At 70.8% G+C, this 23,726-nt stretch carries 19 protein-coding genes and 1 pseudogene; 7 read left to right on the forward strand and 13 right to left on the reverse strand.

Annotated features, from left to right (window positions below):
* The 4 genes from ABD810_RS25150 to ABD810_RS25165 are packed head-to-tail and all read right to left on the reverse strand — an operon-like array spanning position 1 to position 3,822.
* Positions 1–894 (reverse strand): dihydrodipicolinate synthase family protein, encoded by an 894-nt coding sequence (locus tag ABD810_RS25150; RefSeq protein WP_344945212.1) that lies wholly within the window; start codon positions 892–894, stop codon positions 1–3.
* Positions 891–2,354 (reverse strand): FAD-dependent oxidoreductase, encoded by a 1,464-nt coding sequence (locus tag ABD810_RS25155; RefSeq protein ID WP_344945215.1) that lies wholly within the window; start codon positions 2,352–2,354, stop codon positions 891–893. Before ABD810_RS25155 ends, ABD810_RS25150 begins: the two co-directional genes overlap by 4 nt.
* Positions 2,351–2,689: a (2Fe-2S)-binding protein gene (locus tag ABD810_RS25160; RefSeq protein ID WP_344945218.1), complete on the reverse strand. Its 339-nt coding sequence runs from the start codon at positions 2,687–2,689 to the stop codon at positions 2,351–2,353. Before ABD810_RS25160 ends, ABD810_RS25155 begins: the two co-directional genes overlap by 4 nt.
* Positions 2,686–3,822 carry an NAD(P)/FAD-dependent oxidoreductase gene (locus tag ABD810_RS25165; RefSeq protein ID WP_344945220.1) on the reverse strand — a complete coding sequence of 379 codons (1,137 nt, stop codon included), beginning with the start codon at positions 3,820–3,822 and terminating at the stop codon, positions 2,686–2,688. Before ABD810_RS25165 ends, ABD810_RS25160 begins: the two co-directional genes overlap by 4 nt.
* 169 nt (positions 3,823–3,991) lie before the next feature.
* On the opposite strand from ABD810_RS25165, the gene ABD810_RS25170 reads away from it, so the two are divergent.
* A complete protein-coding gene (locus tag ABD810_RS25170; protein WP_344945223.1) occupies positions 3,992–5,026 on the forward strand; it encodes a COX15/CtaA family protein in 1,035 nt (344 codons plus the stop codon).
* A gap of 793 nt (positions 5,027–5,819) precedes the next feature.
* Here ABD810_RS25170 and ABD810_RS25175 read toward each other — a convergent pair.
* Both ABD810_RS25175 and ABD810_RS25180 read right to left on the reverse strand, forming a co-directional pair.
* Complete coding sequence (locus ABD810_RS25175) at positions 5,820–6,857, reverse strand: lytic polysaccharide monooxygenase auxiliary activity family 9 protein (protein ID WP_344945225.1); 1,038 nt, start codon at positions 6,855–6,857, stop codon at positions 5,820–5,822.
* Positions 6,858–7,200: 343 nt separating this feature from the next.
* A complete protein-coding gene (locus ABD810_RS25180) occupies positions 7,201–8,481 on the reverse strand; it encodes a PrsW family intramembrane metalloprotease (protein WP_344945228.1) in 1,281 nt (426 codons plus the stop codon).
* Between the two features lie 251 nt (positions 8,482–8,732).
* Here ABD810_RS25180 and ABD810_RS25185 point away from each other — a divergent pair, with 251 nt between their 5' ends.
* The gene (locus ABD810_RS25185; protein ID WP_344945230.1) at positions 8,733–9,278 is read left to right on the forward strand and encodes a GNAT family N-acetyltransferase; all 546 of its coding nucleotides are present in this window, start codon (positions 8,733–8,735) and stop codon (positions 9,276–9,278) included.
* 1,297 nt (positions 9,279–10,575) lie between these two features.
* Here ABD810_RS25185 and ABD810_RS25190 read toward each other — a convergent pair.
* From ABD810_RS25190 to ABD810_RS25210, 5 genes are read right to left on the reverse strand one after another with little or no spacing between them, the layout of a single operon-like run.
* Entirely contained in the window at positions 10,576–11,730 is a 1,155-nt protein-coding gene (locus ABD810_RS25190; protein WP_344945233.1) for an ROK family transcriptional regulator, read from the reverse strand.
* Between the two features lie 4 nt (positions 11,731–11,734).
* Positions 11,735–12,604: a carbohydrate ABC transporter permease gene (locus tag ABD810_RS25195; protein ID WP_344945236.1), complete on the reverse strand. Its 870-nt coding sequence runs from the start codon at positions 12,602–12,604 to the stop codon at positions 11,735–11,737.
* Positions 12,601–13,755, reverse strand: coding sequence for a carbohydrate ABC transporter permease (locus ABD810_RS25200; protein ID WP_344945239.1), 1,155 nt, complete (start codon positions 13,753–13,755; stop codon positions 12,601–12,603). The genes ABD810_RS25195 and ABD810_RS25200 overlap by 4 nt, the downstream gene beginning before the upstream one ends.
* The gene (locus ABD810_RS25205) at positions 13,755–15,116 is read right to left on the reverse strand and encodes an ABC transporter substrate-binding protein (RefSeq protein WP_344945242.1); all 1,362 of its coding nucleotides are present in this window, start codon (positions 15,114–15,116) and stop codon (positions 13,755–13,757) included. Before ABD810_RS25205 ends, ABD810_RS25200 begins: the two co-directional genes overlap by 1 nt.
* A gap of 31 nt (positions 15,117–15,147) precedes the next feature.
* Complete coding sequence (locus ABD810_RS25210) at positions 15,148–16,035, reverse strand: sugar phosphate isomerase/epimerase family protein (protein ID WP_344945245.1); 888 nt, start codon at positions 16,033–16,035, stop codon at positions 15,148–15,150.
* A 112-nt stretch (positions 16,036–16,147) separates the two neighbouring features.
* Between ABD810_RS25210 and ABD810_RS25215 the strand changes: the two genes are divergently transcribed.
* The 3 genes and pseudogenes from ABD810_RS25215 to ABD810_RS41100 form a co-directional block, all read left to right on the forward strand.
* Positions 16,148–17,185 carry a zinc-dependent alcohol dehydrogenase gene (locus ABD810_RS25215; RefSeq protein ID WP_344945248.1) on the forward strand — a complete coding sequence of 346 codons (1,038 nt, stop codon included), beginning with the start codon at positions 16,148–16,150 and terminating at the stop codon, positions 17,183–17,185.
* Complete coding sequence (locus ABD810_RS25220) at positions 17,185–17,970, forward strand: sugar phosphate isomerase/epimerase family protein (protein WP_344945250.1); 786 nt, start codon at positions 17,185–17,187, stop codon at positions 17,968–17,970. Before ABD810_RS25215 ends, ABD810_RS25220 begins: the two co-directional genes overlap by 1 nt.
* Positions 17,970–19,337: pseudogene (locus tag ABD810_RS41100) on the forward strand (MGH1-like glycoside hydrolase domain-containing protein); the annotation flags it as partial. The gene ABD810_RS25220 and the pseudogene ABD810_RS41100, both read left to right, overlap by 1 nt.
* A gap of 9 nt (positions 19,338–19,346) precedes the next feature.
* Here the strand turns inward: ABD810_RS41100 and ABD810_RS25225 are convergent.
* Together ABD810_RS25225 and ABD810_RS25230 are read right to left on the reverse strand one after the other, a co-directional pair.
* On the reverse strand, positions 19,347–20,519 hold the full coding sequence (locus ABD810_RS25225) for a zinc-dependent alcohol dehydrogenase (RefSeq protein ID WP_344945253.1): 1,173 nt from the start codon (positions 20,517–20,519) through the stop codon (positions 19,347–19,349).
* Positions 20,512–21,462, reverse strand: a complete 951-nt coding sequence (locus tag ABD810_RS25230) for a Gfo/Idh/MocA family protein (RefSeq protein ID WP_344945256.1) — start codon at positions 21,460–21,462, stop codon at positions 20,512–20,514. Before ABD810_RS25230 ends, ABD810_RS25225 begins: the two co-directional genes overlap by 8 nt.
* Before the next feature lie 105 nt (positions 21,463–21,567).
* Between ABD810_RS25230 and ABD810_RS25235 the strand changes: the two genes are divergently transcribed.
* Positions 21,568–22,581, forward strand: a complete 1,014-nt coding sequence (locus ABD810_RS25235; protein ID WP_425566950.1) for a glucosyl-3-phosphoglycerate synthase — start codon at positions 21,568–21,570, stop codon at positions 22,579–22,581.
* Positions 22,578–23,708, forward strand: coding sequence for a glycosyltransferase (locus ABD810_RS25240; protein WP_344945259.1), 1,131 nt, complete (start codon positions 22,578–22,580; stop codon positions 23,706–23,708). Before ABD810_RS25235 ends, ABD810_RS25240 begins: the two co-directional genes overlap by 4 nt.
* The last annotated feature ends 18 nt before the right edge of the window (positions 23,709–23,726 follow it).

The following is a 23,726-nucleotide window of genomic DNA, read 5'->3' on the forward strand; positions in this document are numbered from 1 at the left end:
TCACCGCAGCCCTTCGGCCAGCGCCTTTTCCGTGGCCGCGCGGACGAGCGCCTCGTGCTCCGCCGACAGCGGCACACGCGGCTGCCGGCAGGGGCCGCCGTGCAGGCCGGCGAGGTCCATCGAGAGCTTGATGGCCTGGACGAACTCGGTTTTCGCGTCCCAGCGCAGCAACGGGTGCAGCGTACGGTACAACGGCATCGCGGTGGCCAGGTCCCCCTCGGCCGCCGCCCGGTACAGCGCCGCGCAGGAGGCGGGCAGCGCGTTGGGGTATCCGGCGACCCAGCCCACCGCCCCCGCGAGGACCAGTTCCAGGACCACGTCGTCCGACCCCACCAGCACGTCGAGCCCGGGGGCCAGCTCCGCGATCTCGTACGCCCGGCGCACGTCGCCGGTGAACTCCTTGACCCCCACGATCAGGCCCTCGTCGAACAGCCTGGCCAGCAGCGAGGGGACCAGGTCCACCTTGGTGTCGTAGGGGTTGTTGTACGCCACGATCGGAAGGCCCGCCTTGGCGACCTCCCGGTAGTGGGCCAGCACCGCGCGTTCGTCGGCACGGTAGGCGTTCGGCGGGAGCAGCATCACGACCTGGCAGCCGGCGTCCCCGGCCTGCTCGGCCCAGCGGCGTGACTCGGCCGCGCCGTAGGCCGCCACACCGGGCATCACGCGGTCGCCGCCGATCGCCGCGACCGCCGTCTCCACCACGCGGGCGCGCTCCTCGGGGGTCAGCGTCTGGTACTCCCCGAGCGAGCCGTTGGGGACCACACCGTCGCATCCCTGCTCGACCAGCCGGCGGCAGTGCTCCGCGTAGCCCTCCTCGTCCACGGTCAGGTCGTCGCGCAGTGGCAGCGCCGTCGCCACCATCACTCCGCGCCAGGGCTTCTCACGGGTCGTCATCGGGGGTCCTCTCCTTCTGGGTGTCCTGCTAGGTCGCCGAGCCGTACGGGCTGGGCGATCGGCCGGCGTGGCGCCTGCTGTGCCTCACCCGCCAGGCACGCCACGGCGTAGCCGCACATGCGGCCCTGGCACCAGCCCATTCCCGGGCGGGCCAGCAGTTTCAGCGAGCGGGCGTCGACGGCCCCGAGGGCCCGCGCCTCCTTGATCCGGGCGTAGGGCACTTCCTCGCAGCGGCAGATCAGCGTGTCGTCGCGCAGCCAGCCCTTCCAGCCCTCGCGGACGGGATAGGCGTCCTGCAACGCCCCGCCGAACGCGGCGAGCCGGGCCCGCTTCCTCCTCAGGCGGTGGACGGGAGCGACCGGACGGCCCAGGTCCGCGGCGACGGCCAGCCCGGCGATCCGGCCCTCGGCCTCGGCCGGGTCGGCGCCGCCGACACCGGTCGGCTCGCCCGCCGCGTAGACGCCAGGGACGCTGGTGCGCATCCCCGCGTCCACGGTGACGACCGGGCTGCCGTCCCTGTCGGCGTGGGTGGCGCAGCCGAGCTGGGTGGCGAGCTCGATCTGCGGGACGAAGCCGTAGCCGACCGCGAGCGCGTCGCATTCGATGACCCGGCTCGGCCCTGGAACCCAGTGGCGGTCGAGCCTCGCCACGGTGACGTGGGTCAGCTCGTCGCGCCCGTGCGCGGCGATCACCGCGTGGCGGCCGGCCAGGGGCACCCGGTGCCTGGCCAGGCGGAGGCCGTATCCCGCGCCCTGGGCCAGCTTGCCCGGATGGGTGATCATGGCGAGGCCGGCGCCGAACAGGCCGTTGGCCTCGAAGACCCCGGCGACGTCCGCGCCCGCGGCGGCCAGTCCGGCCGCGACGGGAAGCAGGAACGGCCCGGTACCCGCGACGACGACCCTGCGCCCGGCCACGACGAGATCCCCCTTGAGCAGGGCCTGCGCGCCTCCCGCCGTGAACACGCCGGGAAGGTCCCACCCGGGGAACGGGAGCGGCCGGTCGTGCGCGCCGGTCGCGATCAGCAACCGCCGGGCCAGGACGGTCTCGCGCCGCTCATCCCTGGCGCCCGCCAGGCAGTGGACGGCCACCACGCCGTCCTCGGCGGTGCGGGCCGGTGTGCCGGCGTCGCCGGCGCCGACCGGCGTGCCGTCGCCGACGTGCGCCGCGACCTTCTCCACGGCCCAGACCCGGTGGCCGAGCCGGAGTTCCACCTCCTCCGCCCCGCCCAGAGCCTCCGCCAGCCGGGTGAACCGGGTGAAGCCGTGATGCAGCGCTCCGGGGCGCCGGGCATGGAAGCCCGGGGGCGCGTGCCGGAAGTACTGGCCGCCGAGCCGCGCCGCCGCGTCGATCAGCACGACGCTCAGCCCGGCGCGGGACGCCTCGACGGCGGCGGCCATCCCCGCCGGTCCGCCCCCGACGACGGCGAGATCCCTCACCGGCGGGGCATCCGGTGGTCTCATCCGGTCGTCACCTCGTCCCCGGGCAGCGCCTCGATCTGGCAGGCGCGCAGGGACGCCTCGCCGTTGACGGTGATCAGGCAGTCGAAGCACACCCCGATGCCGCAGAACAGGCCACGGGGACGCCCGCCGAAGCGAGTCGTACGCCAGGACCTGATCCCGTTGGCGTACAGGACGGCGCCGACCGTCTGCCCCGGCACGGCGGTGACGGGGCGCCCGTCCACGGTGATCTCGAAGCCGGGCTCGGGCCGCGCGCCGACGAGGCGGCCGGCGTGCGGCGGTCCCGTCTCCGGCGCGGCGGTGGTACCCGGCTGTCCGGGGTGGGGCGAGGTCGTCACGCCGCGAACCTTTCCGGGCGGAAGGGACTCAGGTCGAGTTCGGGGGCCGCGCCGCCGAGCAGCCGTGCGATCAGATGGCCGGTCGCGGGGGCGAGGCCGATGCCCGCGCCCTCGTGCCCGCAGGCGTGGAAGAGGCCGGGCGCCCGGGGATCCGCGCCGATCACGGGCAGGTGGTCGGGGCAGTACGGCCGGAAGCCGCAGTAGGTCCTGATCACGCGGCGGTCCGCGAGCACGGGGAACAGGGTGACGGCCTGGCGGGCCAGCGTCTCCAGCACCGGGATCGACGTCGTCCGGTCGAAGCCGACCCGCTCGCGGCTCGCGCCGATGAGGACGGTGCCCGCGGGGGTGCCCTCGATCACCGCACTGGCCGAAAGGCCGGCGGAGTCGCTCGCCACATCGGTGACGTAGGCGGCGGTGTAGACCTTGTGCCTGATCAGCGGCACGCCGAGGCGGCCGGAGATGGGCTCGGTGACCAGGATGAACCCCCGGCGCGGCAGGATCGGCAGGTGGACCCCGGCGAGCGCGGCCAGCTCGCCGCTCCAGGTGCCCGCGGCGTTGACCACGGCACCGGCCGGGATGTCCCCCTTGTCGGTGCGGACCCCGGTGACCCTGTCGTGGTCGCGCAGGAAGCCGGTGACCGTCACCCCCGTGCGCAGAGTGGCTCCGGGAGCGTGCTGGATCAGCCGTGCGGCGGCGAGCATGGGCTGGACCTGGGCGTCCTGCGAGTAGAAGACGCCGCCGGCCAGGTCGCGGGTCAGGTGCGGCTCGTAGCCGGGAAGCTCGCTCGGGGACACGGCCGTGTGCTCGACGCCGGCACCGGCCTGGGCCTTGGCCAGCAGGGTCAGGGCGTCGAGGACCTCGGGGGTGCCGGCGACCACCAGCCCGCCCTTGGGCTCGAACTCGAATCCGCCGAGGCCGGCCAGCTCGCGCCAGAGGCCGTTGGACAGCAGGGCCAGCTCCAGCTCGGGACCGGGCTCCTTGTCGGAGACCAGGAGGTTGCCCTCGCCCGCTCCGGTCGTGCCCGCGGCGACCGGCCCGCGATCCACCACGGTGACGGACAGGCCGGCCCGCGCGGCGAAGTACGCGCACGCCGCTCCGACGACACCCGCGCCCACCACCACCACGTCGGCCATCCGCACCCCTGCCAGTCGCTCGCCGAGTCAGTAATATGTCACATATCCAATGGCGCAATCAATCCTGATTTTTGGTGTTTTAGGCGCTGTACCCCCTCATGTGTCACAACAGCATCGGAGCAGAGGGTTAAAGACCGGGGCGGCGACCCGCCCGCCTACGATGAGTGCCGTGACCGCAGCAGACCAGCCCCAGAGCCGCGCCGGGGACACGCGGCCGCGCGCCTTCCTCGACGGGCTCAGGAGCCGCGCGCTCGACCTGTTCCACTCCGCATGGTCCCCCACGCCCTTCACCGTCAGGCGGTGGGCACTGGCGGCCGTGGTCGTCAACGCGGGCATCACCGTGACGGGCGCCGCCGTGCGCCTCACCGGTTCGGGCCTCGGCTGCCCCACCTGGCCTCGCTGCACTCCCGGCAGCTTCGTACCCGCCGCTCACGACGCGCACTCGCCGGTGAACATGGCGATCGAGTTCGGCAACCGGCTGCTCACCTTCCTGGTCCTCGCCGTCGCCGCAGCCTGCGTGGTCGCGGTGCTGCGCGTGGCGCCCCGGCGTTCCAGCCTGGTGCGCCTGGCCTGGATCCAGCCGATCGGCGTCGCCGTCCAGGCGCTGTGGGGCGGCCTGGTCGTGCGCAGCCTCCTGAATCCGGTGACGGTCAGCGTCCACTTCCTGCTGTCCATCGGCATGATCGCGGCGGCGTTCGCGCTCTACGCCCGCTCGGGAGAGGGCGACGCCCCGCCACGGCGGCTGGTCCACCGCGACATCCGCACGCTCGGCTTCGTCCTGGTGGCCGCGACGCTGGTGCTGCTCATCGCGGGCGTGGTGGTCACCGGCACCGGGCCGCACTCGGGCGACGAGGCCGCCTCGCGGTTCGACTTCGACATCGAGACGATGGCCCGGCTGCACGCCGACACCGTGTGGGTCGTGCTCGGGCTGACCTTCGCGCTGCTGTTCGCCCTGCACGTCACCGACTCCCCCGGCCGGGCGCGGCGCGGGGCGCTGATCCTGCTCGGCGTCGAGCTGGCCCAGGGCGTCATCGGCTACGTGCAGTACTTCCTCGCCGTGCCGGCGCTCCTCGTCGGCCTGCACGTCCTCGGGTCGACGCTCGTCTGGATCGCGACCCTGCGGGTGGTCTTCCTCATGCGGTCGCGCGGCCCTGGGGGCAGGCTCGCGTCGGGCCACGACGAACTGGACGTCGTGGGCGTCTGACCGTCCATGATCCGCCTTCGCGTCCCCCGATGGGCACGGGCGGCGCGGCTCGATCCCTTCCGCTGGTCGCGACCGGCGCGGCGGCGCGCGTTCCTCGCGGCCGTCACGCTCAGCGTGCTCGCCCTCGCTCCGATGACCTGGGCCTGGCTGTCCACCATGGGCCACCGGGTGACGGCCGGCGCGGGCCCAGGGTGGACCGGGAAGGTCCCGGCCGCCCCGGTGGCCCTGGTGCTCGGAGCCGGGCTGTACCACGGGTCCCCCACGCCGATGCTGGCCACGCGCCTCGACATCGCCGCCGAGCTCTACCGGGCGGGCAGGGTCAGGGCCCTGCTGCTCTCCGGCGACAACAGCCGCCCGGGGCCAAGACCTCCGTCTATGCCGTGCGCGAGTTCGCCGCCACGGCCAAGGGATTCCTCGACGCCGTCGTGCTCAAGTCGTCCCCGGTCTTTCCCGGCCCCCGCGAGACCTCTCTCGACCGGTTCCTCGTCTCCCTCCCCTAGGGCGTGGCGAAAGTTTCATCGGCGGGACCGGGCGCGGGGGTCGCGAGCTGGGTGTTCCCCTCGGCCATCCCTGGTGGACCGGCAGGAGCTATCTGGTCACACGGCCGCGCGGTAAGATCCCGATCGCGCATGGGAGCGCTCCCAAACAGTCTCGCCCCTGCCAGGAGACGGAGGTGACGCCGGTCGGAAGGTGCCACGACACCGCGTATACGTCCGGCTCGGACGCTGCACCGTGAGGCGGAAGTGCCTCTCCGCCTCACGGCCCGCGTCCGGGTCTTTCGCGTGCCCGGGGGCTACCCGCAGCTCACCTCCGTGAAGGTGGGCGGCGTGGCGCCGTTCATGGTCGCGAGGAACCCGGCGGTCGCCGATGCCCCCGGTGCCAGCTTGGGATTCGACTCGGGCGCGTGGATCATGCCTATCGGCCCGCTCTGCATGGACGTCCCGCCCCAGGCCTGGGTGATCTTGATCCCGAACGGCATCGTCCACTGGACGAACCACTGGTTGATCGGGGCGGCGCCGTTGTTCTTGATCGTCACCGAGCCCTGGAACCCGCCCGACCAGGACTTCGCCAGCTTCACGGTCGCCGCGCACGAGATCGGCGCAGGCGTGGAGGGAGGCGATGTGCTGGGCGCGGGGGTGCTCGGCGGGGGCGTGCTGGGCTGGGGGGCCGACGAGCCGCTGAAGATGACGTCAGAGCAGCCGTAGAAGGTCTCCTGGCTGTCCGACCGGTACGACACCGAGTAGACGATGTGACGGCCCGACTTGCCGGGCAGCCTCCCGGAGAACCGGTAGGCGCCGTCGCTCGCCTCAGGCTCGGGATCGGCGGTCAAGAACGGCTGCTCCTCCAGGTCGGCCCAGGTCAGCGGCCTGGTGGGGTTGTAGCCGTCCTTGGTGACATAGAGCTTGACCCCACCGGGGTGCGGCACCGATGCGCCGTAGACGAAGTCGTACATGGCACCGGACTGCACCACGGTCGCCGGCCAGTCGGCCCGCGCCGCGTCGTAGGCGGCGTACTTCGCGAACCCGCCGCTGCAGAGCTTGCCGTCGGGGACGAACCCCCGGGTACGGCCGCCGCCGTCGGAGCGGCGCACTCCGTACCAGTCGTAGAGCGGCTGGGTGCCCCCTACGGCGACGGCCTGGGCGCAGGCGGGATTCTTCGGCTTGATCTCGTTGCTGGAGGTGAGCCCGTCGTTGTAACAGGCGTAGGTCCTGCTGGCGGGTGCCTGCAGGGCTCCGTGGGCGAGGGCCGAGCGCTGTAACAGCAGCATCGTCACCCCGGCGGCCACGACCGCCAGCGCGGTCAGGATCGCCACCGTTGCCTTGGTCGTCACAGGGGTTCCTTCTCATGTCGCGGATGCCGCAAGGGGACGGCGAGGGCGAGCGCGCACGCGTCTCGTACCGGGCACGTTCGGAGGGCGGGTAGATCTCGCCGGTCTGGAGCCGTGGCGAGACCTCACATGGCGCCCGGCCACAGCCGTGCGCCTCCTCATGCTCAGCCACCCGGAAATGCGTCGGAAGTGGCCACTGACATCCGCGTAGCGCGATTGAAACACGCGATCCCCGACCGGGCAAGCCCACCGGCCCACCGCTAGAGCACCACCACCGGCCACGCGAAGACCGTCGCCGGCCGCGCGAAATTCTCACCGGCCCTTGCCTTCGGGCCCCGACGGTCCGCTACTGGCGACCGCCCGGGCGTCCCGGCGGAGGGCCGTACGGCCCCGGATCGCGCGGGAACCCGTCCTGCGGGGGGTACGGGGAGGTGGGGTGCCGCGTGTCGTGGCCGGGCGCGTACCCGGGCGGAGCCATCCCCTTGGCCATGGTGGCCTGGTGCCGCTCGGGGGCCGGGAACGCCGCCTTCGCCCCGCTCATGCAGGCCAGGAGGGCTTCCCTGTTCGACTCGAAGGTGTTCCTGTCGATCACGCCGCGCACCCCCCGCTCGTGCAGCAGGCCGAGCTCGGTGGCCGCCATCTGGTAGTCGCGCATGGCGTGCAGGCCGGGCGGCCCACCGTAGGCCTTGGCCCACTGGCGGGCCTGCCTGCGCCCCTTCAGCGAGGACAGCATGTAGAGGTCAACGTCGGTGACCAGGCCGAGCCCTCCGTAGGGCGGCAGGTAACGCTGGATCAGGCCAACGATGCGCTGGCGATCCTTGACGATCACTCCGAGCTCGACGAAGAACAGGATCATCAGTAGCAGGTAGGCCAGCGCCAGGCCCTGGAACCCTCCGTAGGAGGTGAAGCCGTTCCAGATGCCGTGCAGCGTCATCGCCCCGAGCCAGCCCAGGAAGAGGACCCCGCCCCGCACCGGGCCCCGGCTCTGCGCGGCGTAGGCCACGGCTATGCCGATCATGGAGGTGAACAGCGGATGGGCGAACGGCGAGAGGACCCCGCGGAGCACCACGGTCACCGCCAAGCCCTGCACCCCGTGCTGGTCCTGCGCCATGATGTAGTAGCTGACGTTCTCGCTCATGGCGAAGCCGAGGCCGACCATGCTGGCGTAGATGATGCCGTCGGTGAGGCCGTCGAGCTCGTGGCGGCGCCACCGCAGCAGCCCAAGGAGCACCAGGCCCTTCATGGTCTCCTCGACCAGGGGCGCCCCGAAGGTCGCCACCAGGTTGCGCGCGCCGACCGCGTCCTGGGTCGCGATCGTGACGTATCTCAGGTTGAGGCTGTTCAGGACGCCGGCCACCAGCACGGCGATGCCGGCCCCCCACATGAACGCGAAGGCCAGATCCTTGCCCGGCTCCGGCTCCATGCGGTCGAGCGCCAGCACCCCGGCGAGCAGCAGCGGCACCGGCGCGAGCGCGAGGGTCAGTGCGATGAAGAACTGGACCGGATCGCCGTTGAAGACGTCGAACGAGAACGACACCAGCGCGCAGATCCCCGCGACGACGAGCCCGCTGATCAGCCCGACCGAGGGTCGCTCCCTCAGCACCCGGCGGGGATCAAGGTTCGTCATGTTCGCGAGCGTAATCGACCGGGCACGACGTGTCCGCCGCCCCCCCACCGCATCCGGACGGCTCGCACCCCGTGATCACCGCACCACCCCGCACCTGACCCGCTCCGAGCCTTGGGGTTTTCCCCGGGATCAACCTTCCCACACCTCGACAAGCGCCTTAATTCAGTGGAGCTCACCCCCGAATCAGGGCATTCTGCACGCGTGACGCCCCTGCGACACGATGACCTGCAATTTCCCGGAGGAGATGCCCCATGCCGGCGGTACGCGAAATGCGAGCAGCGGACATCGAAGCGGTGTCGTCCGTGCGCATAGCCGGCTGGAGGTCCGCCTACCCGGGCATCGTGCCGCGATCACATCTCGACGCCCTGTCCCTGGAGGACGACGTCCTGGCCCGCCGGGAAAGGTTCGCCCGCCGCGATGGCACCACGCTGGACCTCGTCGCCGAGGACGGCGGTACCGTCGTGGGCTGGCTGTCCATGGGGCCGTGCCGCGACCCCGACGCCCGGCCAGACGACGGCGAGATCTACGCCCTGTACGTCCGCCCCGACCTGCTCGGCACGGGCGTGGGGCGGGCCCTCGGCGAGGCGGCCCTGCGAGCCGCCGGGGAACGGCCTTTCCGCAGGCTCCTGCTGTGGGTGCTGGAGGACAACACGCGGGCACGACGGTTCTACGACCGCGCCGGGTTCCGACCCGACGGCACCCGAACCCTGTGGGAGATCGCGGGCACCTCCATCCCCGAGCTGAGATACCGCGTCGAAGTCCCACCGACGGGCGAGCACGAAACGGTTCGGCCATGAAATGTGTCCACCCGGTGTCAGATCGGCCCCTGTTGACCGCGCCCAGGCCGGGGCTGCGGGGAGGTTGGGTCGAGCGTTTGATTTGATCTGGTGGAGGCCCTCCCAGCACCCGTTTGATCGGGTACTCGGGTGCTGCCCACCCGGAAGGGGACCTTCCATCGGACGGGAGCGTGGGGTGGGGAGGGAGCCGACCCGGCGGGGTCGAACCCTGCCGGGGACGGCCCCGGATGGGACCTGCCGCAGACGGGAGCGTGGGGTAGGACGGGCTCAACGCGCCCGGGGTCGAGAACTGCCGCGAGACGGGGGCGGGGGTTGAGGGCCGCGGGGGGTTGGGTCGAGCGTTTGATTTGATCTGGTGGAGGCCCTCCCGGCACCCGTTTGATCGGGGTACCCGGGTGCTGCCCACCCGGAAGGGGACCTTCCATCGGACGGGAGCGTGGGGTGGGAGTGAGCCGACCCGCCGTGGTCGGAAACTGCCGCGAGACGGGGGCGTGGTCGGAGCGAACTGCCGCGACCGGGGCGTGAATTCAGGGACGAGATCTACCGAGGTGAGCACTGTCAGAGGGAGTTGCGGACACAGAGGTGGTTTAAGAATTTCTCCTGGTCGCCAGCGCGACATTGTGAAGCAAAGACGACCATCAGGTGGTCCTTGATGGTTGCTGGACCCACATCCAAGGCGCCCCACGCGGGTGGGGCGCACCCCTTGAACCGCGCTGCGGTCGTGTGGCAGTTCCACAGCTGGGTGGGCAGCAACCGGGTACCCCGATCAAACGGGTGCCGGGAGGGCCTCCACAAGCTCAGGTCAATTGCTTGACCTGCCCCTCGACGTCCCCGCCCGTCGCCATCACGCTGCCCCACCACACTCCCCTGCTGCCGCAACTCCACAGCTGGGCGGGCGACGACCGGGTACCCCGATCAAACGGGTGCCGGGAGGGCCTCCACAAGCTCAGGTCAATTGCTTGACCTGCCCCTCGACGTCCCCGCCCGTAGCCATAACGCTGCCCCACCACACTCCCCTGCTGCCGCAACTCCACAGCTGGGTGGGCAGCACCCGGGTACCCCGATCAAACGGGTGCCGGGAGGGCCTCCACACCGTCAGATCAAACGCTCCACCAACCCCACAACACCCCCGCCCACCGCCATCACGCTGCCCCCACCACACACCCCCTCCTGCCGCAACCCCACAGCTGGGCGGGCGGCAACCGGGTACCCCGATCAAATGCGTGCCGGGAGCAGGGCTCGGTTTGGGACTGGCCGCATTGGGCGTCGTCACCGCGCTCAACTCTCGTCTCTGCGGCTAGCCCGCTTCTGAGCGGCGGCGGAGGGCGGCGTCCACGGCGCTGGGGGCCAGTACGTGCTCCATCGCCATGACGGCGGTGCCGACGATGCCCGCGCGGTCGCCCAGCGTGCTGGTGACGATCTGCAGGTTCCTGGTCGTGTACGGCAGGCTCCGCCGGTAGAGGCTCTCCCTGATCCCCGTCAGGTAGTGCTCGCCGGTCTCGGCCATGTCCCCGCCCAGTACGACCACGCCGGGGTTGAGCAGGCTCACCGCGGTGGCCAGCACGACGCCGAGCGTGCGGCCGGCCTCCTGGGTGAACGCGATCGCCGACGGGTCGCCCGCCTGCACCAGCCTGACCACGTCACGGCTCGTCTCCTGGCCGAGTTGCTGGGCCAGGGCATGCCCGCTCGCCAGTGAGGCGACGCATCCACGCGAGCCACAGGTGCAGACGCGGACGTCGGTCTCCCGCAGGCGCACATGCCCGATGCTCCCCGCCGCCTCGTCGACGCCGCGGTAGATGCGGCCGTCGATGACGATCCCCGCCCCGATGCCGGTGGAGACCTTCACCAGCAGCAGGGAGGGGCAGCCTCGCCAGGACGACCACCACTCGCCCAGGGCCATCGCCTTCGCGTCGTTGTCCACCAGGATCGGCACGTCGAAGGTCTCGCCGATCGCCTCCTTGATCGGATGGTCGTCCCAGCCGGGCATCAGGAAGGACCTGATCACCCGGCCGGTGTTGTAGTCGACCGAGCCGGGCAGGTCGATGCCGATACCGCACACCCGCGCGGTGTCGTGCCCCGAGGTGTCCAGCAGCCGCTGGAACGCCTGCCGCACCCAGGTGAGCACCGGCTCGGGACCGCGCTGGATGCGCATCTCGGTGTGCTCCTGGGCCAGGGACCTGGCCGCCAGGTCGGTCAGCGCGACCGTGGCGTGGCTCGCGCCGAGGTCGGCCACCAGCAGCAGGTGGTGGGCCGGGTCGACGTCGAGCACCGAGGGCGGCCGCCCTCCTCCGGACGCCCCGACGCCGGACTCGTGGATGTAGCCGCCCTCGATCAGGCGATCGACCCGGTCGGTGATGGTGGACCTCGAAAGACCGGTGTACGCGATGAGCTCCTTGCGGGTACGGCAAGAGCCCTCCCGGATGAGCTGGAGGACCTGGCCTGCCGTCAACATCGCGTCAGCCCTTCTCCGCCCCCGCCGTGAGGCCCTCCGTCAGGAGCCGCTCGCTCGCGAAGAAGACCACGACGATGGGCAGTGTCAGAACCACCGATCCTGCCATGAGAACGGTCGTGGGGATCTCGATGCTTCCGGCGAGCTGGGACAAGCCCAGGGAGACCGTCCAGCTCTCTCGCTTTTCCACCAGGAAGAGCAGGGCGAACAGGAACTCGTTCCAGGCGATCATGAAGGCGTACAATCCCGTGGCCATGAGCGCGGGCTTCGACAGGGGCAGCACGACCCGCCAGATCGTCTCGATGCGGCCGCACCCGTCGATCGCGGCCGCCTCCTCCACGCTCCGCGGCACGGTCTCGAAGTAGTTGCGCAGCATGTAGACCGTGACGGGGACCGTCTGCGCGATGTACACCAGGATCAGCCCGACCAGTGAGCCGCGCAGCCCGAGCATGGTGAACAGCACGAACAGCGGGATCGCCAGCACGATCGCGGGGAACAGGTAGACCGCCAGGAACAGGAAGTGCACCTGGCGGCGGCCGAAGAAGCGCAGCCTGGCCACCGCGTAGGCGCCGGGGATCGAGATCAGCAGGGTGACGGCCACAGAGACGATGGCGATGATCGCGCTGTTCCTCATGAAGGTGAGGAATCCCTGCCTGCCCAGCACGTCGGCGTACGTCGACAGCGTGAACCTGCGCGGCCACAGCGAGCCGGGGTCGAGGATCAGCTCCTGGATGTCGCGCACCGAGAGCATCACCATGTAGAGGAACGGGAACGCCGTCGCCAGGAACAGCACGGCGATCACCAGGGGCTTCAGCACCCGGAACAGCCCGCGCTCGAAGCGGTCCCTGCTCATCGGCCGCGCCGCGATGTCGCTCATCCGCGCTCCTCGCTTCCGGAGAAGAACTTCAGGTAGATCGCCAGGAAGACGACCAGGACGACGGCCAGCACGATCGCCTGGGCGGCGGAGGCGCCGATGTCGTCACGGGAGGTCAGGAAGTCGTAGACCCGCACGCTCACGACCTCGGTGCCGGCGCCGCCCCCGGTGAGCAGGAAGACGTCGTCGAACTTGGTGAAGGTGAAGACGAACCGCAGCACCGACAGCAGCGCGATGACCCGCCAGAGCTGCGGCATGATCACGTGACGGAACCGCTGGGTGGGCGTCGCACCGTCCACCACCGCCGCCTCGTCGAGCTCGGACGGGAGCGCCTGAAGCCTGGCCAGGATGAACAGGAAGGCGAAGGGGAAGTAGCGCCACGCCTCGAACGCGATCACCGTCAGCAGCGCCACCGGCACCTCGATGCCGAGGAAGGTGCCCTTGGCCTGGGTGAGGAAGGCGATCGGCTCGCTGAGCCAGGTGTTGACGATGCCGTACTGGGGGTTCAGCATCACCTCCCACAGGAAGGCCACGGCGACCACCGGGGCGACGTAGGGGATGAGGATCGAGGCTCTGATCAGCGTCCTGCCCTTGAACCTGTCGCGCAGGGCCAGCGCGGCCACCAGGCCGATCGCGATCGACAGGAAGGTGCCCGCGGTCGTGTAGACGAGGGTGTTGACCAGCGCGGACCAGAACCCCGGCTCGGCCAGGACGTAGGTGAAGTTCTCCAGCGTGTAGTGGCCGAAGACGCCGACCCGCCTGATGTTGATCAGGCGCACGTCCTGGAAGGCGAGCATGACCGCCCAGAGCAGGGGGGCGACCACGACGGCCAGCGTGATGACGAGGGTCGGAGAGATCAGTAAGAGTCCTGCCCTGCCCTCCCGCTGGCGCAGCGTCCGCACCCGTGCCGGGGCACCCGCCGAGGGCTCCGGGCGCTCCGGGCTCGCCACCGCGGATCGGGGGCGCTCGCCGCGCCTGTCACCACCGGACCGAGGGCCCGCGCCCTCGGAGCCGGAGGCCGCCGACCCGGCCGCCACACCCTCCGAGCCGGAGGCCGCCGATACGGCCTCCGTGCCCTTGGAGCCGGAACCGGTCGACGCCGGGCCGGTGTCCGCGAGGAGGCCGGGGCGCTCCTGCTTTTCCGGGGCAGGCATCAGCGGATCCCGCGCTTGATCGTCTCCACGTCGGTCTTCGCCTGGGCCGCCGCGGACTGCGGGGTGAGCGAGCCGCCGACGACCCCGCTCAGCGCCTTGGGCACCGGCAGCTCGCCCATGGTGGCGCCGACCAGCTTGCCCTGCCCCTGCGGGATGCCCCAGCGGGCGAAGGTGTCAGGGCTCTTGCGCAACGCGTCGAGCACCTCGGCGGGGTAGATGTCCGCGAGGGGCTTCTTCGTGTCGACACCGGCGGGCAGGGTGTTCCACTTGTCCGCCAGCTCCTTGCGGGTGGGGACCTTGCCCTCCGGAGCCATGCCGATCCACCGCTCGTAGCCCTCGTTCATCATGAAGGAGACGAACTTCTGGGCGGCGTCCTTGTTCGCGTCCTGGGTCACCGTCCAGGAGACGATCTCACCGTACTGCGCGGGCTCGCTCCCGTCGGGCCCTTTCAGCGCGGTCACCACCCCGGTGTTCTCGGCCAGCCACTTCTTGTCGTCGCGGCATTCGGCGCAGCTCGGCAGCGCGTCGTTACGCAGCCCGGCCATCTCGTCGAGGATGAACGAGGACCAGATCGTCATGGCGGCCTTGCCGGCGAAGTACGTCGCCCTCGTCGAGTCGACGTCCTGCTTGCCCTTGACCGAGTAGTTCTTCGCGAGGTTGGAGTAGAACTCCAGGGCCTTCACACACGGAGGCGAGTCAAGGGTGATATTTCCTGAATTGTCGACGAGCTGACAGCCATTCGCCAGCGCGACGTGCTCGAAGCTCTGCGCCGTGAAGGAGTCCTTCGGCGCGATGGCGAGCGTGATCCCCGCGATCCCGCCGGTGTTCAGCTTCTTGGCCGCCGCCTCCAGCCGCTCATAGGTGTCGGGGGCCTCCAGCCCGGCCTTCTCGAACAGGTCCTTGCGGTAGAGGATCAGCTGCGCCCATCCGTCGCTGGGGACGGCCAGCAGCTTGCCGTCGGCGGTGTCCAGCTCCAGGGCCCTGGCAGAGAAGGTGTCCCGCCCGAGTGCGTCGACGATCTTGCCCGGCGTCTCGGTGTCGAGCAGGTCGTTGGCCTCAAGCTCGCGCACCGCCGCGAGCGGGAGCGCGCCGATCACGTCGGGCAGGTCACCGGCCGCGGCGGCCGAGGTGACGACCTGGCTGAACTGGTCCTCCGCCACTCCCACCAGGTTGACCGTGATCCCGGTCTTCTTGGTGAAGTCGGCGGCGATCGCCTTCTGCACGTTCATCCGGTCGGCGAGGTTCTCCTCGGTCCAGACCGTGATCGTCTGCGCGCTCTCCTGGGGGGTGTCCTCACCACACGCCGCCACGGAGGCCGCGAGCAGGGCGACGGAGAGGACGGCTGTTACCTTTTTCGGCATGGCACACTCCTGATAAGGGGTTGAGCCGCCCTTACCCCATCACAAGCTCGCGCAACGTCCGGTGAGCTATACCGAGACCGGCCTGTACCCGAGCTGTGTTCCCGCTCCAGACCGGGTCTTCGTGCTCGACCGAAACCACCCCGTCGTAGCCGCCCTCGTAGAGGGTGTCGATCAGCCGGGCCCAGTCGACCTCGCCGAGCCCTGGCACGCGGAAGCGGTACCAGCCCTTCTCGCCGGTGACCGGCCCGTAGAAGCCGTATCTCTCGATCTTCCCCGGCAGGATCTGGGTGTCTTTCGCCTGAACATGGGCTATTTCCGAAATGTACGGCACGATCGCCGTGACGGGGTCGATGCCCAGCCCGACCAGATGTGACGGATCGTAATTGAGCTTGAGGCCCAGAGTGAACATCCACTCCCAAAGCTCGGGCGAATAGGCGAGGTTGCCTGGATAGCCGTCGGGGTGCCAGCTCTTCATCAGGCAGTTCTCGATCACTATGGTGACCCCCCGCCCGCCGGCGTACTCCACCAGCGGCTCGAACACCGCCTCGGCGAGCTTCATGTTGGCGGCCACGGAAAGCCCGGGATCGCGGCCCACGAACGTGCCCACCGTGGGACACTCCAGCGCCACGGCGGCGTCGACGCACTTACGCACGTGATCGTTCACCCGCTCGCGGTCCGAGGGGTGCAGGTTGTTCTCGTAATAGGCGATCGAGGAGAGGGTCAGCCCGGTCTCGTCGAAGATCTCCCTGACACGCTCGCATTCGGCTTGGTCGAAACGGTCGACTCTGATGTGATCGCGGTGATCCGTCGCGGGCCATCCGCCCACTTCCAGGGCATCGAAGCCACGGTCGGCCGCCCATCGGGCCACGTCGGAGAGATCAACCTCCGCCAGGCACACGGTCAGGAACCCCAGTTTCATTTAAGTACCTCCCCACAAGTCCTGGACTTTAGCCTGTTTTCGTTGTGACTATCGTAGGGAAAGATGTCCTAAGTCGGTGACTTTTGTTTGACTAAAAAGTAAAAGTGGGGACATGCACGTCATCACCATTCAAGAGCCAGGGGTCGTAAGCGTCTGCCTGGAGCCGGTCAGCGGCCTGTCACCGGGATGCGTGCGCGTTCGCACGATCTACTCGGGAGTCTCCGCGGGTACCGAGCTCACCGCCTACCGCGGGACCAACCCCTACCTCAACCGCAGTTGGGACCCCGAGCGCCGCATCTTCACCGAGGGCCGGACCCACGCCTACCCGCTGTCGGGCTGGGGGTACCAGGAGGTCGGCGAGGTGGTCGAGGCGGCCCCGGACGTCGCCGACCCGCCGATCGGCGCCCTGGTCTGGGGCGTGTGGGGTCATCGCGCCGAGACGGTGCTGCCCGCGGCCAAGCTCCTCGGGCACGTGCTGCCCCCCGGCGTGGATCCCCTGGTCGGCGTCTTCGCCCGGGTCGGCGCCATCGCCCTGAACGCCGTCCACGCCGCCGACGTGCATCTCGGCGACCAGATCGCCGTCTTCGGCCAGGGCGTCATCGGACTGCTCGCCACCCGGCTGGCGGTGCTCAGCGGCGCCAGGGTCGTGGCCGCCGATGCCATTCAGGCCCGCCTGCGGCTCGCCCGGCGGTTCGGCGCGGCCGAGACGTTCGACGTCCTGTCCGGCTCGTGCGCGGAGTTCCTGCGCAAGCGGGTGGAGGGCGCCGACACCGCGATCGAGCTGAGCGGCAGCCAGCAGGCCCTGCACGAGGCGATCAGGTCCGTGCGCAGAGGCGGCAGGGTCGTGGCCGCCGGCTTCTACCAGGGCGAGGGGTTCGGGCTGCGGCTCGGCGAGGAGTTCCACCACAACCAGGTCCAGCTCGTGTCCTCGCAGATCGGAGGGGTGGCCTCCTGGCTGTCCCACCGCTGGGACGTCGAGCGGCTGCAGCGCACGTTCATGGAGCTCGCGCTGAGAGGCGAGGTCGACACCGGCGCCCTGGTCAGCCATGTGGTGAACGTGGCCAACGCCGCTGAGGCGTTCGATCTGCTCGATCGGAGTCCCGCGGACGTGCTCCAGCTGGTCTTCGAGTTCACGAAGGGACAGGCGTGATGAGGCTCTCCGTACAGGAGCAGTTGCTGCCAGGACGCTCGCTTCAGGAGAAGTTCGTCTTCGCGGTGGACGCCGGATTCGACGCCATCGAGCTACGGGGCAAGGGCGACTTCCACTTCGCCGGCCGCCTGCCCGAGCTCAGGCAGGCGCTCGCGGACGGCGTGGTCATGCCGACCGTCTGCGTGGACATGTCCCACTTCATCGGCGACTTCGACGCGGCAAAACGCGAGGACGCGGTCCGGCAACTGCGCTCGCAGCTCACGGTGATCGGCGAGCTGGGCGGTACCGGCGTGATGACGCCCGCATCCTGGGGCCAGTTCTCCCGCAGGCTGCCGCCCTTCGAGCCGCCGCGCTCCTCCCGCGAGGACGGCGAGGTGCTGGCCGAGGCCCTGGGCGCCCTCGGCGAGCACGCCGCCCGCCAGGGGGTGCTGATCATGCTGGAACCGCTGAACCGCTACGAGAACCACATGGTCAACAGCCTCGCCCAGGCGGTGGAGCTGTGCTCGATGGACTCCATCAGGGTCGCCGGGGACACGTACCACATGAACATCGAGGAGGACGATCCCTGCCGCTCGCTGATGGACGCCGCACCGTTCCTCGCGCACATGCAGATCAGCGAGTCCAACCGCAACCAGCCCGGCACGGGACACCTCGACTGGGCCGCGCAGCTGGCCACTCTCGACGCGATCGGCTACGACGGCGACCTCGCCCTGGAATGCCGCCTGCGCGGCGAGCCCGAGATCGTCCTGCCGCAGACGGCCGCCTTCATCAGGAAGTTCCTGTGATGCCGCACGAAACCACCCCGCCCCCTGCCACGATCCCGCCGACCGACACCCCACCCCATGCCACGGTCCCGCCGACCGACACCCCGCCGCGCGCCTTGGTCCCATCGACCGACACCCCGCCGCGCGCCTTGGTCCCGCCGATCGACACCGCGGCGCCTGCCGGGACCGTGCCGCCGAACCACGCCGCCCTGGTCCGCCAGGCCGTGCGCGTCCTGGTCGCCAACTGGGAACGCGGCCACACCGTCCCCTCCCGGCGGCTCTACCCGCACCAGTGGAGCTGGGACTCGGCCTTCATCACCATCGGCAACGCGCGCTGGTCGCCGCGCCGGGCCAGATCAGAGCTGCTGACCCTGTTCGGCGCCCAGTGGCGCGACGGCAGGGTGCCGCACATCGTGTTCAACCCCGACGTCCCCGAGAGCGCCTACTTCCCCGGCCCGGGCTTCTGGGACGTACGCGCCCCGTGCGGCGCCGCCACCTCCGGCATCGTGCAACCGCCCGTGCACGCGCCCGCCGCGTGGCGGGTCTACCTCGCCGACCCCGACCGCGCCTTCCTGCGCAGGATCTACCCCCGCCTGGTGGCGCAGCAGGAGTTCCTGCGCACCGCTCGCCGCTCACCCGAAGGGCTGCTGTCGATCGTCCATCCGTGGGAGTCGGGCATGGACAACAGCCCGGCGTGGGACGTTCCGCTGGCGGCCGTGGACCCCGGCCCCCTCCATGTGGAGCGCCGCGACCTCGCGCACGTCAGCGCCGACGAGCGGCCGACCGACCGCGACTACGCGCGCTACACCGCCCTGGCCCTGGCCTACCGCGACACCGGCTACCTGCGGGCGGGCGCGTTCGCCGTCCAGGACCCGCTGTTCAACGCCGCGTACGGCGCGGCCGAGGCGGCCCTGGCGAAGATCGCGGCCGCGTGCGGCCTCGACCCGGCGCCGCACCACCGCGAGGCGGCGAGGATGACCGCGGCGATGGTGGAGCACCTCTACGCCGACGGTCTGTTCCACGCCCGCGACGCGCTCACCGGCCGCCTGCTCCGCTCGAACAGCGCGGCCGGGCTGGTGCCGCTGATCCTTCCCGACCTGCCCCGCGACATCGCGGGCGCGCTGATCGGCACCGCGCTGGGCCGCTTCCAGTTCGAGCGGGGGGGCCTGCTGCCCAGCTTCGCGCCGGGCACGCCGGAGTACGACCCCGCCCGCTACTGGCGCGGGCCGAGCTGGCTCAACCTCACCTGGCTGGTCTGGCAGGGCCTGCGGCACCGGCGGCCCGATCTCGCCGCCTCGCTCGCCGAGGGCATGATCAGAGCGGTGGCCCACGCGGGCATGCGCGAGTACTTCGACCCCATCACCCTCGAAGGACACGGGTGCCTCGACTTCAGCTGGTCAGCCGCGCTGTTCCTCGACGTCGTGGCGCAGCACGGCCTGGAGGGCGTGGCGGCGCCTCGCGGCCAGGTCGCCGAGAAGAGCGGGAGCCTCACCGAAGTCCACGATGTCGGTGATCATGTGCTCGCGTAGCAGCGGCCCACGCCGCATGAGCAGGGCGATCGTCTCGTGCGAGAGCCGTTCCCTGTCCCAGGCGTGGGCGAGGCCGCGCGGCACCCTGCCGATCTGCGCGCAGCGCAGGCTGAGCCCGTTGTGGTGGAACTCCTCTCCCAGACGCACCTCGTCGGCGCCACGGGTGTAGAAGGCCAGGTCGATGACGCTGCCCTGCGGCCGGAGCAGCCTCAGCGCCATGGCCAGTGCCCTGGTCTGGCCACGGCACTGGAAGACCACGTCCGCGCCCCGGTCCTTCGGGCCGTGACGCCAGCGCTCCTTCAGCACCACGGCCGCGTCGTCATCGGCCGCCAGCACCCGGGCGCCGAGCGCCTCGGCGACGCTCAGGCGCTCGGGCGTCTCGTCGACCACCACGACCTCCGCCGCGCCGTGCTCGATGGCGAACGAGGCCACGAGCAACCCCACCACGCCCGCGCCCGTCACCGCGACCCGCCGGCCCCGCACTCCGTCACCCAGCCCTTGCACCGCCGGGCCGTACAGGTCGGCGGCGGCGTGCAGCAGACCGTTCGCGCAGATCGGGCCCATGTGCGCGACGTAGATGCCGAGCAGCGGATCGAGCTCGCGCGGCAGCTCGACGAACCTGTCGGCCATCGGGTCGGCCACGTATCCCGTGCGGTGCCCGTAGGCCATCGCGACGACCGCGCCCTCCTGTACGGCCCGCGTCCGGCTCTCGGCGACCCTGCCCACCTGCATGTAGCCGATGCCGCGCACCGGATACTCCACCGAGGGCGTGCCCGGCAGGAAGAGGCCGAGCTCGGCGTCCCAGGTGGAGTTCAGGTAGGGGTTGCCGCCCTTGAGGTAGGTCAGCTCCGTCCCCGCCGAGACGCCGCTGTAGAGGGTCTCGACCCGGAACCCGCCGTCGGGGACCTGGCCCGTCTTCTCCTCCGCCAGGGTCACCGCGCCCGGCGCGTCGACGCTCAGCGTCCTGATCCGCGTCATCTCACGCACGCTCCCGATGTGCGCCGGGGCACGTCTCTGCCCGTTCTCCCGGGTCTCAGGCATCGAGCGTCACCGGCCCTCCCTCGGCGGCCGACCGCGCGACCGCGTGCGCCAGGCGGTGGGTCCTCAGCGCCTCCTCGTACGGCGCGCGCACGTCGGCCTGCCCTCCCTGCACCGCGTTCACGAACTCCCTGTCCACGCGGGTCTTGGCCTCCCCGGGCTCCTCGACCACGGTGTCCCCGTTGACGACCAGCCGCGTCTCGGTCACGTCCAGCACCAGGCCTTCGGCGTGCAGTTCGAGACCGATGCGGTGCTTGCGCTCCAGCAGGCTGGTGGCGGCGAGCAGCCCGGCCGCGCCGTCACGGAAGCGCAGGACCGCGGCGGTGGCCCGGTCGATCTCCCCCTCGGGGGTGCTCCCGTCCGGCACCGCATGCACCATGGCCACCTCACCGACCAGCACTCTGGCCAGGTCTAGCACGTGGACCGCCTGCTCCAGCACCTGCCCGCCGGACATGTCCCGCCTGATCCACCAGGGCACGGGAGGGAGCTTGTCGAGCCAGTGGCCGAGCGCCAGCCGCACCGGCCGGCCGTCGAGCAGTTCCCGCGCCCGCGCCAGGGTGTCCAGGTAACGCCAGTGATGGCCGACCGCGGAGACCAGGCCTCGCTTGGCGATCTCCGCCGCGATCTTCTCCGCGGTCGTCAGGTCGAGGGCCAGCGGCTTCTCGACGAAAATCGGAAGGCCGGCTTCGAGCGCGTCCAGTTCAGGCGTACCGTGCGCGAAAGGAGGCACGCAGACGTAGACCGCGTCGAGGCCGCCCGCCTCCAGAAGGTCGGTGTGGCGGCTGTACGCTCGGGCGCCGTGTTGAGAGGCCAAGGTCTCGGCCTTGTGGAAATCGGTGTCGGCGATCCCGCCGATTTTTACATCCCGGAAACCGGAGAGTACGTCAGCGTGGCGTACGGCGACATTTCCAGCACCGATAATGCCGATACGGGTCGTTGAGGTCACGCAGCGGCATATGCCTCATCTGAGGCTCGGCAAACAAGATGTTCAAATCGCTCTGTCCGGGGCAGCTTTGTCGCCTGTCATGTCATCAGATCCGGGGGAAGCTGCATGCAGAAAGATTCTGGTAGATCGCTGCGGATGCCGTCGCTGGTCAGGGACTGGTTCGGGCCGCACACCAGCTCCGCGGCGGACTGGCCGCCGGACCTGCTCATCCGCGCCAAGGGGACGGTGACGGTGAGCGTGGTGCTGCCCGCGCGTGATGAGGAAGGGACGGTCGGCGAGATCGTTTCGGTCATCCGCCGGGACCTCGTCGAAACGGTCCCGCTCGTGGACGAGATAGTCGTCGTCGACTCGCGGTCCACCGACGCCACCGCCGCCCGTGCCGCCGCGGCGGGCGCGCGGGTGGTGCACCAGGACGACGTGCTGCCCGGCCTGCCCCCGCTGTCGGGCAAGGGCGAGGCGCTGTGGAAGGGGCTGGCCGCCTCTACCGGGGACATCGTCGTGTTCGTCGACTCCGATCTGCGCAATTTCGGCGCCCACTTCATCTCCGGGCTGCTCGGCCCGCTGCTCACGCAGCCCGGCACCCATTTCGTGAAGGGCGCCTACGAGCGGCCGCTGATCGGCCTCGACGGGGTCGTGCAGCGCGGCGCGGGCGGCAGGGTCACCGAGCTGGTGGCCAGGCCGATGCTCAACCTGTACTGGCCCGAGCTGGCCGGCTTCATACAGCCGCTCGGCGGGGAGTACGCGGCCAGGCGCTCGGTGCTGGAGCAGGTGCCCTTCGTCACCGAGTACGGCGTGGAGTTCGCCCTTCTCGTCGACCTGCTCGAACGCGTGGGGCTCGACGCGATGGCCCAGGTGGACCTCGGCCACCGCGAGCACAGCCACCAGTCGACCGCCGCGCTCGGCCGGATGGCCGGGCAGATCATGCTGACCGCCTGGTCCCGGCTCGAACGGCAGGGCCGCATCGTCGCCTCGGAGGCGCCCGCGACGCGCCTGCTCCAGTTCGACGCCGACGGGGAGGCGAACCTGAGCGACGTCGGCGTGGCCGAACGACCTCCGCTCGCCTCGCTGATCAACCCCCCGGTCGTCCCGGACGTCTCGGTGAAGGAGGACGTCGCATGAACGTGCTGATCAACGCCGGCCCGTGGCTGCCCGTACCGCCGTCCGGCTACGGCGGCATCGAGAACATCGTCGCCACACTGATCCCGCCGCTGCGCGAGCGAGGGGTTCGCGTGGTGCTCGCCGCGGCGGGCACCAGCTCGATCGAGGTGGACGAGCTCATCAGCGTCTTCGACGAGGGGCAGTTCTCCCACCTGCAGAAGCCGTACAACCAGGTCATGGGCATCGCGCACGCGCACCAGGCCAAGGTGGTCGCCGAGCTGCGCCGCCGCGACGACATCGACCTGGTCCACGATCACCTGGAGGTGGTCGGCCCCGCCGTCCTGTCGGCCCTCAGCGGGCCGCCGGTGCTGCACACCCTTCACTGGGACCTGGGCAAACACGCCGCCTTCTACGGAGCATTCCCCACGTCGATCGCGGTCAACGGGGTCTCCCAGTCACAGCTGCTGCGGGCTCCCGCCGCGCTGAAGGCGGCCGCGCTCGGTTCCATCCACCTGGCCACCCCGCTCGCCGACGCCGATGTGCGCGTGGAGCGGGGCGAGCACCTGGTGGTGATGGGCCGCGTCTGCCGGCTCAAGGGCCAGCACATCGCGGCCAGGATCTCCCAGAAGCTCGGCCTGCCGCTCGTGCTCGCGGGCCCGGTCACCGGGCTGAACTCCGCCGCGGAGCTCGACGCGGTGGTCGAGGACCCCGACCACCCGCTGCACGGGCACCCCGACGTGCGCTACCACGCCGACGAGGTCACCCCCTACCTCGACGGGGACCTGGTGAAGTGGGTGGGCTCGGTCGAAGGCCGGGAACGCGACCACCTCTACGCCTCCGCCCGCGCGGCGCTGTTCCCCATCTTGTGGGACGAGCCGGGCGGCACCGCCGTGGTCGAGGCCCTCGCCCTCGGGGTCCCGCCCATCGGCCTGCGCCGCGGCGTGCTCCCCGAGATCATCGACCACGGCCGCACCGGCTTCCTCGCCGACACCGAGGAGGAACTGGCCGAGCTGATCATGCGCGTCGACGAGATCGACCCGGAAGAGTGCCGCAAGGAGGCCCGCACCCGCTTCTCCCCCGCCGTCATGGCCGACCGCTACCTGGAGTTCTACGAACGCACCCTGAACTGGCGCCGCGCCCGCGCCTGACGCGCCGCAGGCCACGTC

This window comes from Sphaerisporangium flaviroseum, assembly GCF_039537005.1.
Classification (GTDB): domain Bacteria; phylum Actinomycetota; class Actinomycetes; order Streptosporangiales; family Streptosporangiaceae; genus Sphaerisporangium; species Sphaerisporangium flaviroseum.

What these genes read in the sequence shown, in the direction of transcription:
- ABD810_RS25150 (WP_344945212.1), bottom strand. Translation starts at nt 894, where the DNA reads ATGACGACCCGTGAGAAGCCCTGGCGCGGAGTGATGGTGGCGACGGCG.
- ABD810_RS25155 (WP_344945215.1), bottom strand. Translation starts at nt 2,354, where the DNA reads ATGAGACCACCGGATGCCCCGCCGGTGAGGGATCTCGCCGTCGTCGGG.
- ABD810_RS25165 (WP_344945220.1), bottom strand. Translation starts at nt 3,822, where the DNA reads ATGGCCGACGTGGTGGTGGTGGGCGCGGGTGTCGTCGGAGCGGCGTGC.
- ABD810_RS25180 (WP_344945228.1), bottom strand. Translation starts at nt 8,481, where the DNA reads ATGACGAACCTTGATCCCCGCCGGGTGCTGAGGGAGCGACCCTCGGTC.
- ABD810_RS25185 (WP_344945230.1), top strand. Translation starts at nt 8,733, where the DNA reads ATGCCGGCGGTACGCGAAATGCGAGCAGCGGACATCGAAGCGGTGTCG.
- ABD810_RS25190 (WP_344945233.1), bottom strand. Translation starts at nt 11,730, where the DNA reads ATGTTGACGGCAGGCCAGGTCCTCCAGCTCATCCGGGAGGGCTCTTGC.
- ABD810_RS25195 (WP_344945236.1), bottom strand. Translation starts at nt 12,604, where the DNA reads ATGAGCGACATCGCGGCGCGGCCGATGAGCAGGGACCGCTTCGAGCGC.
- ABD810_RS25200 (WP_344945239.1), bottom strand. Translation starts at nt 13,755, where the DNA reads ATGCCTGCCCCGGAAAAGCAGGAGCGCCCCGGCCTCCTCGCGGACACC.
- ABD810_RS25205 (WP_344945242.1), bottom strand. Translation starts at nt 15,116, where the DNA reads ATGCCGAAAAAGGTAACAGCCGTCCTCTCCGTCGCCCTGCTCGCGGCC.
- ABD810_RS25210 (WP_344945245.1), bottom strand. Translation starts at nt 16,035, where the DNA reads ATGAAACTGGGGTTCCTGACCGTGTGCCTGGCGGAGGTTGATCTCTCC.
- ABD810_RS25215 (WP_344945248.1), top strand. Translation starts at nt 16,148, where the DNA reads ATGCACGTCATCACCATTCAAGAGCCAGGGGTCGTAAGCGTCTGCCTG.
- ABD810_RS25220 (WP_344945250.1), top strand. Translation starts at nt 17,185, where the DNA reads ATGAGGCTCTCCGTACAGGAGCAGTTGCTGCCAGGACGCTCGCTTCAG.
- ABD810_RS25225 (WP_344945253.1), bottom strand. Translation starts at nt 20,519, where the DNA reads ATGCCTGAGACCCGGGAGAACGGGCAGAGACGTGCCCCGGCGCACATC.
- ABD810_RS25235 (WP_425566950.1), top strand. Translation starts at nt 21,568, where the DNA reads ATGCAGAAAGATTCTGGTAGATCGCTGCGGATGCCGTCGCTGGTCAGG.
- ABD810_RS25240 (WP_344945259.1), top strand. Translation starts at nt 22,578, where the DNA reads ATGAACGTGCTGATCAACGCCGGCCCGTGGCTGCCCGTACCGCCGTCC.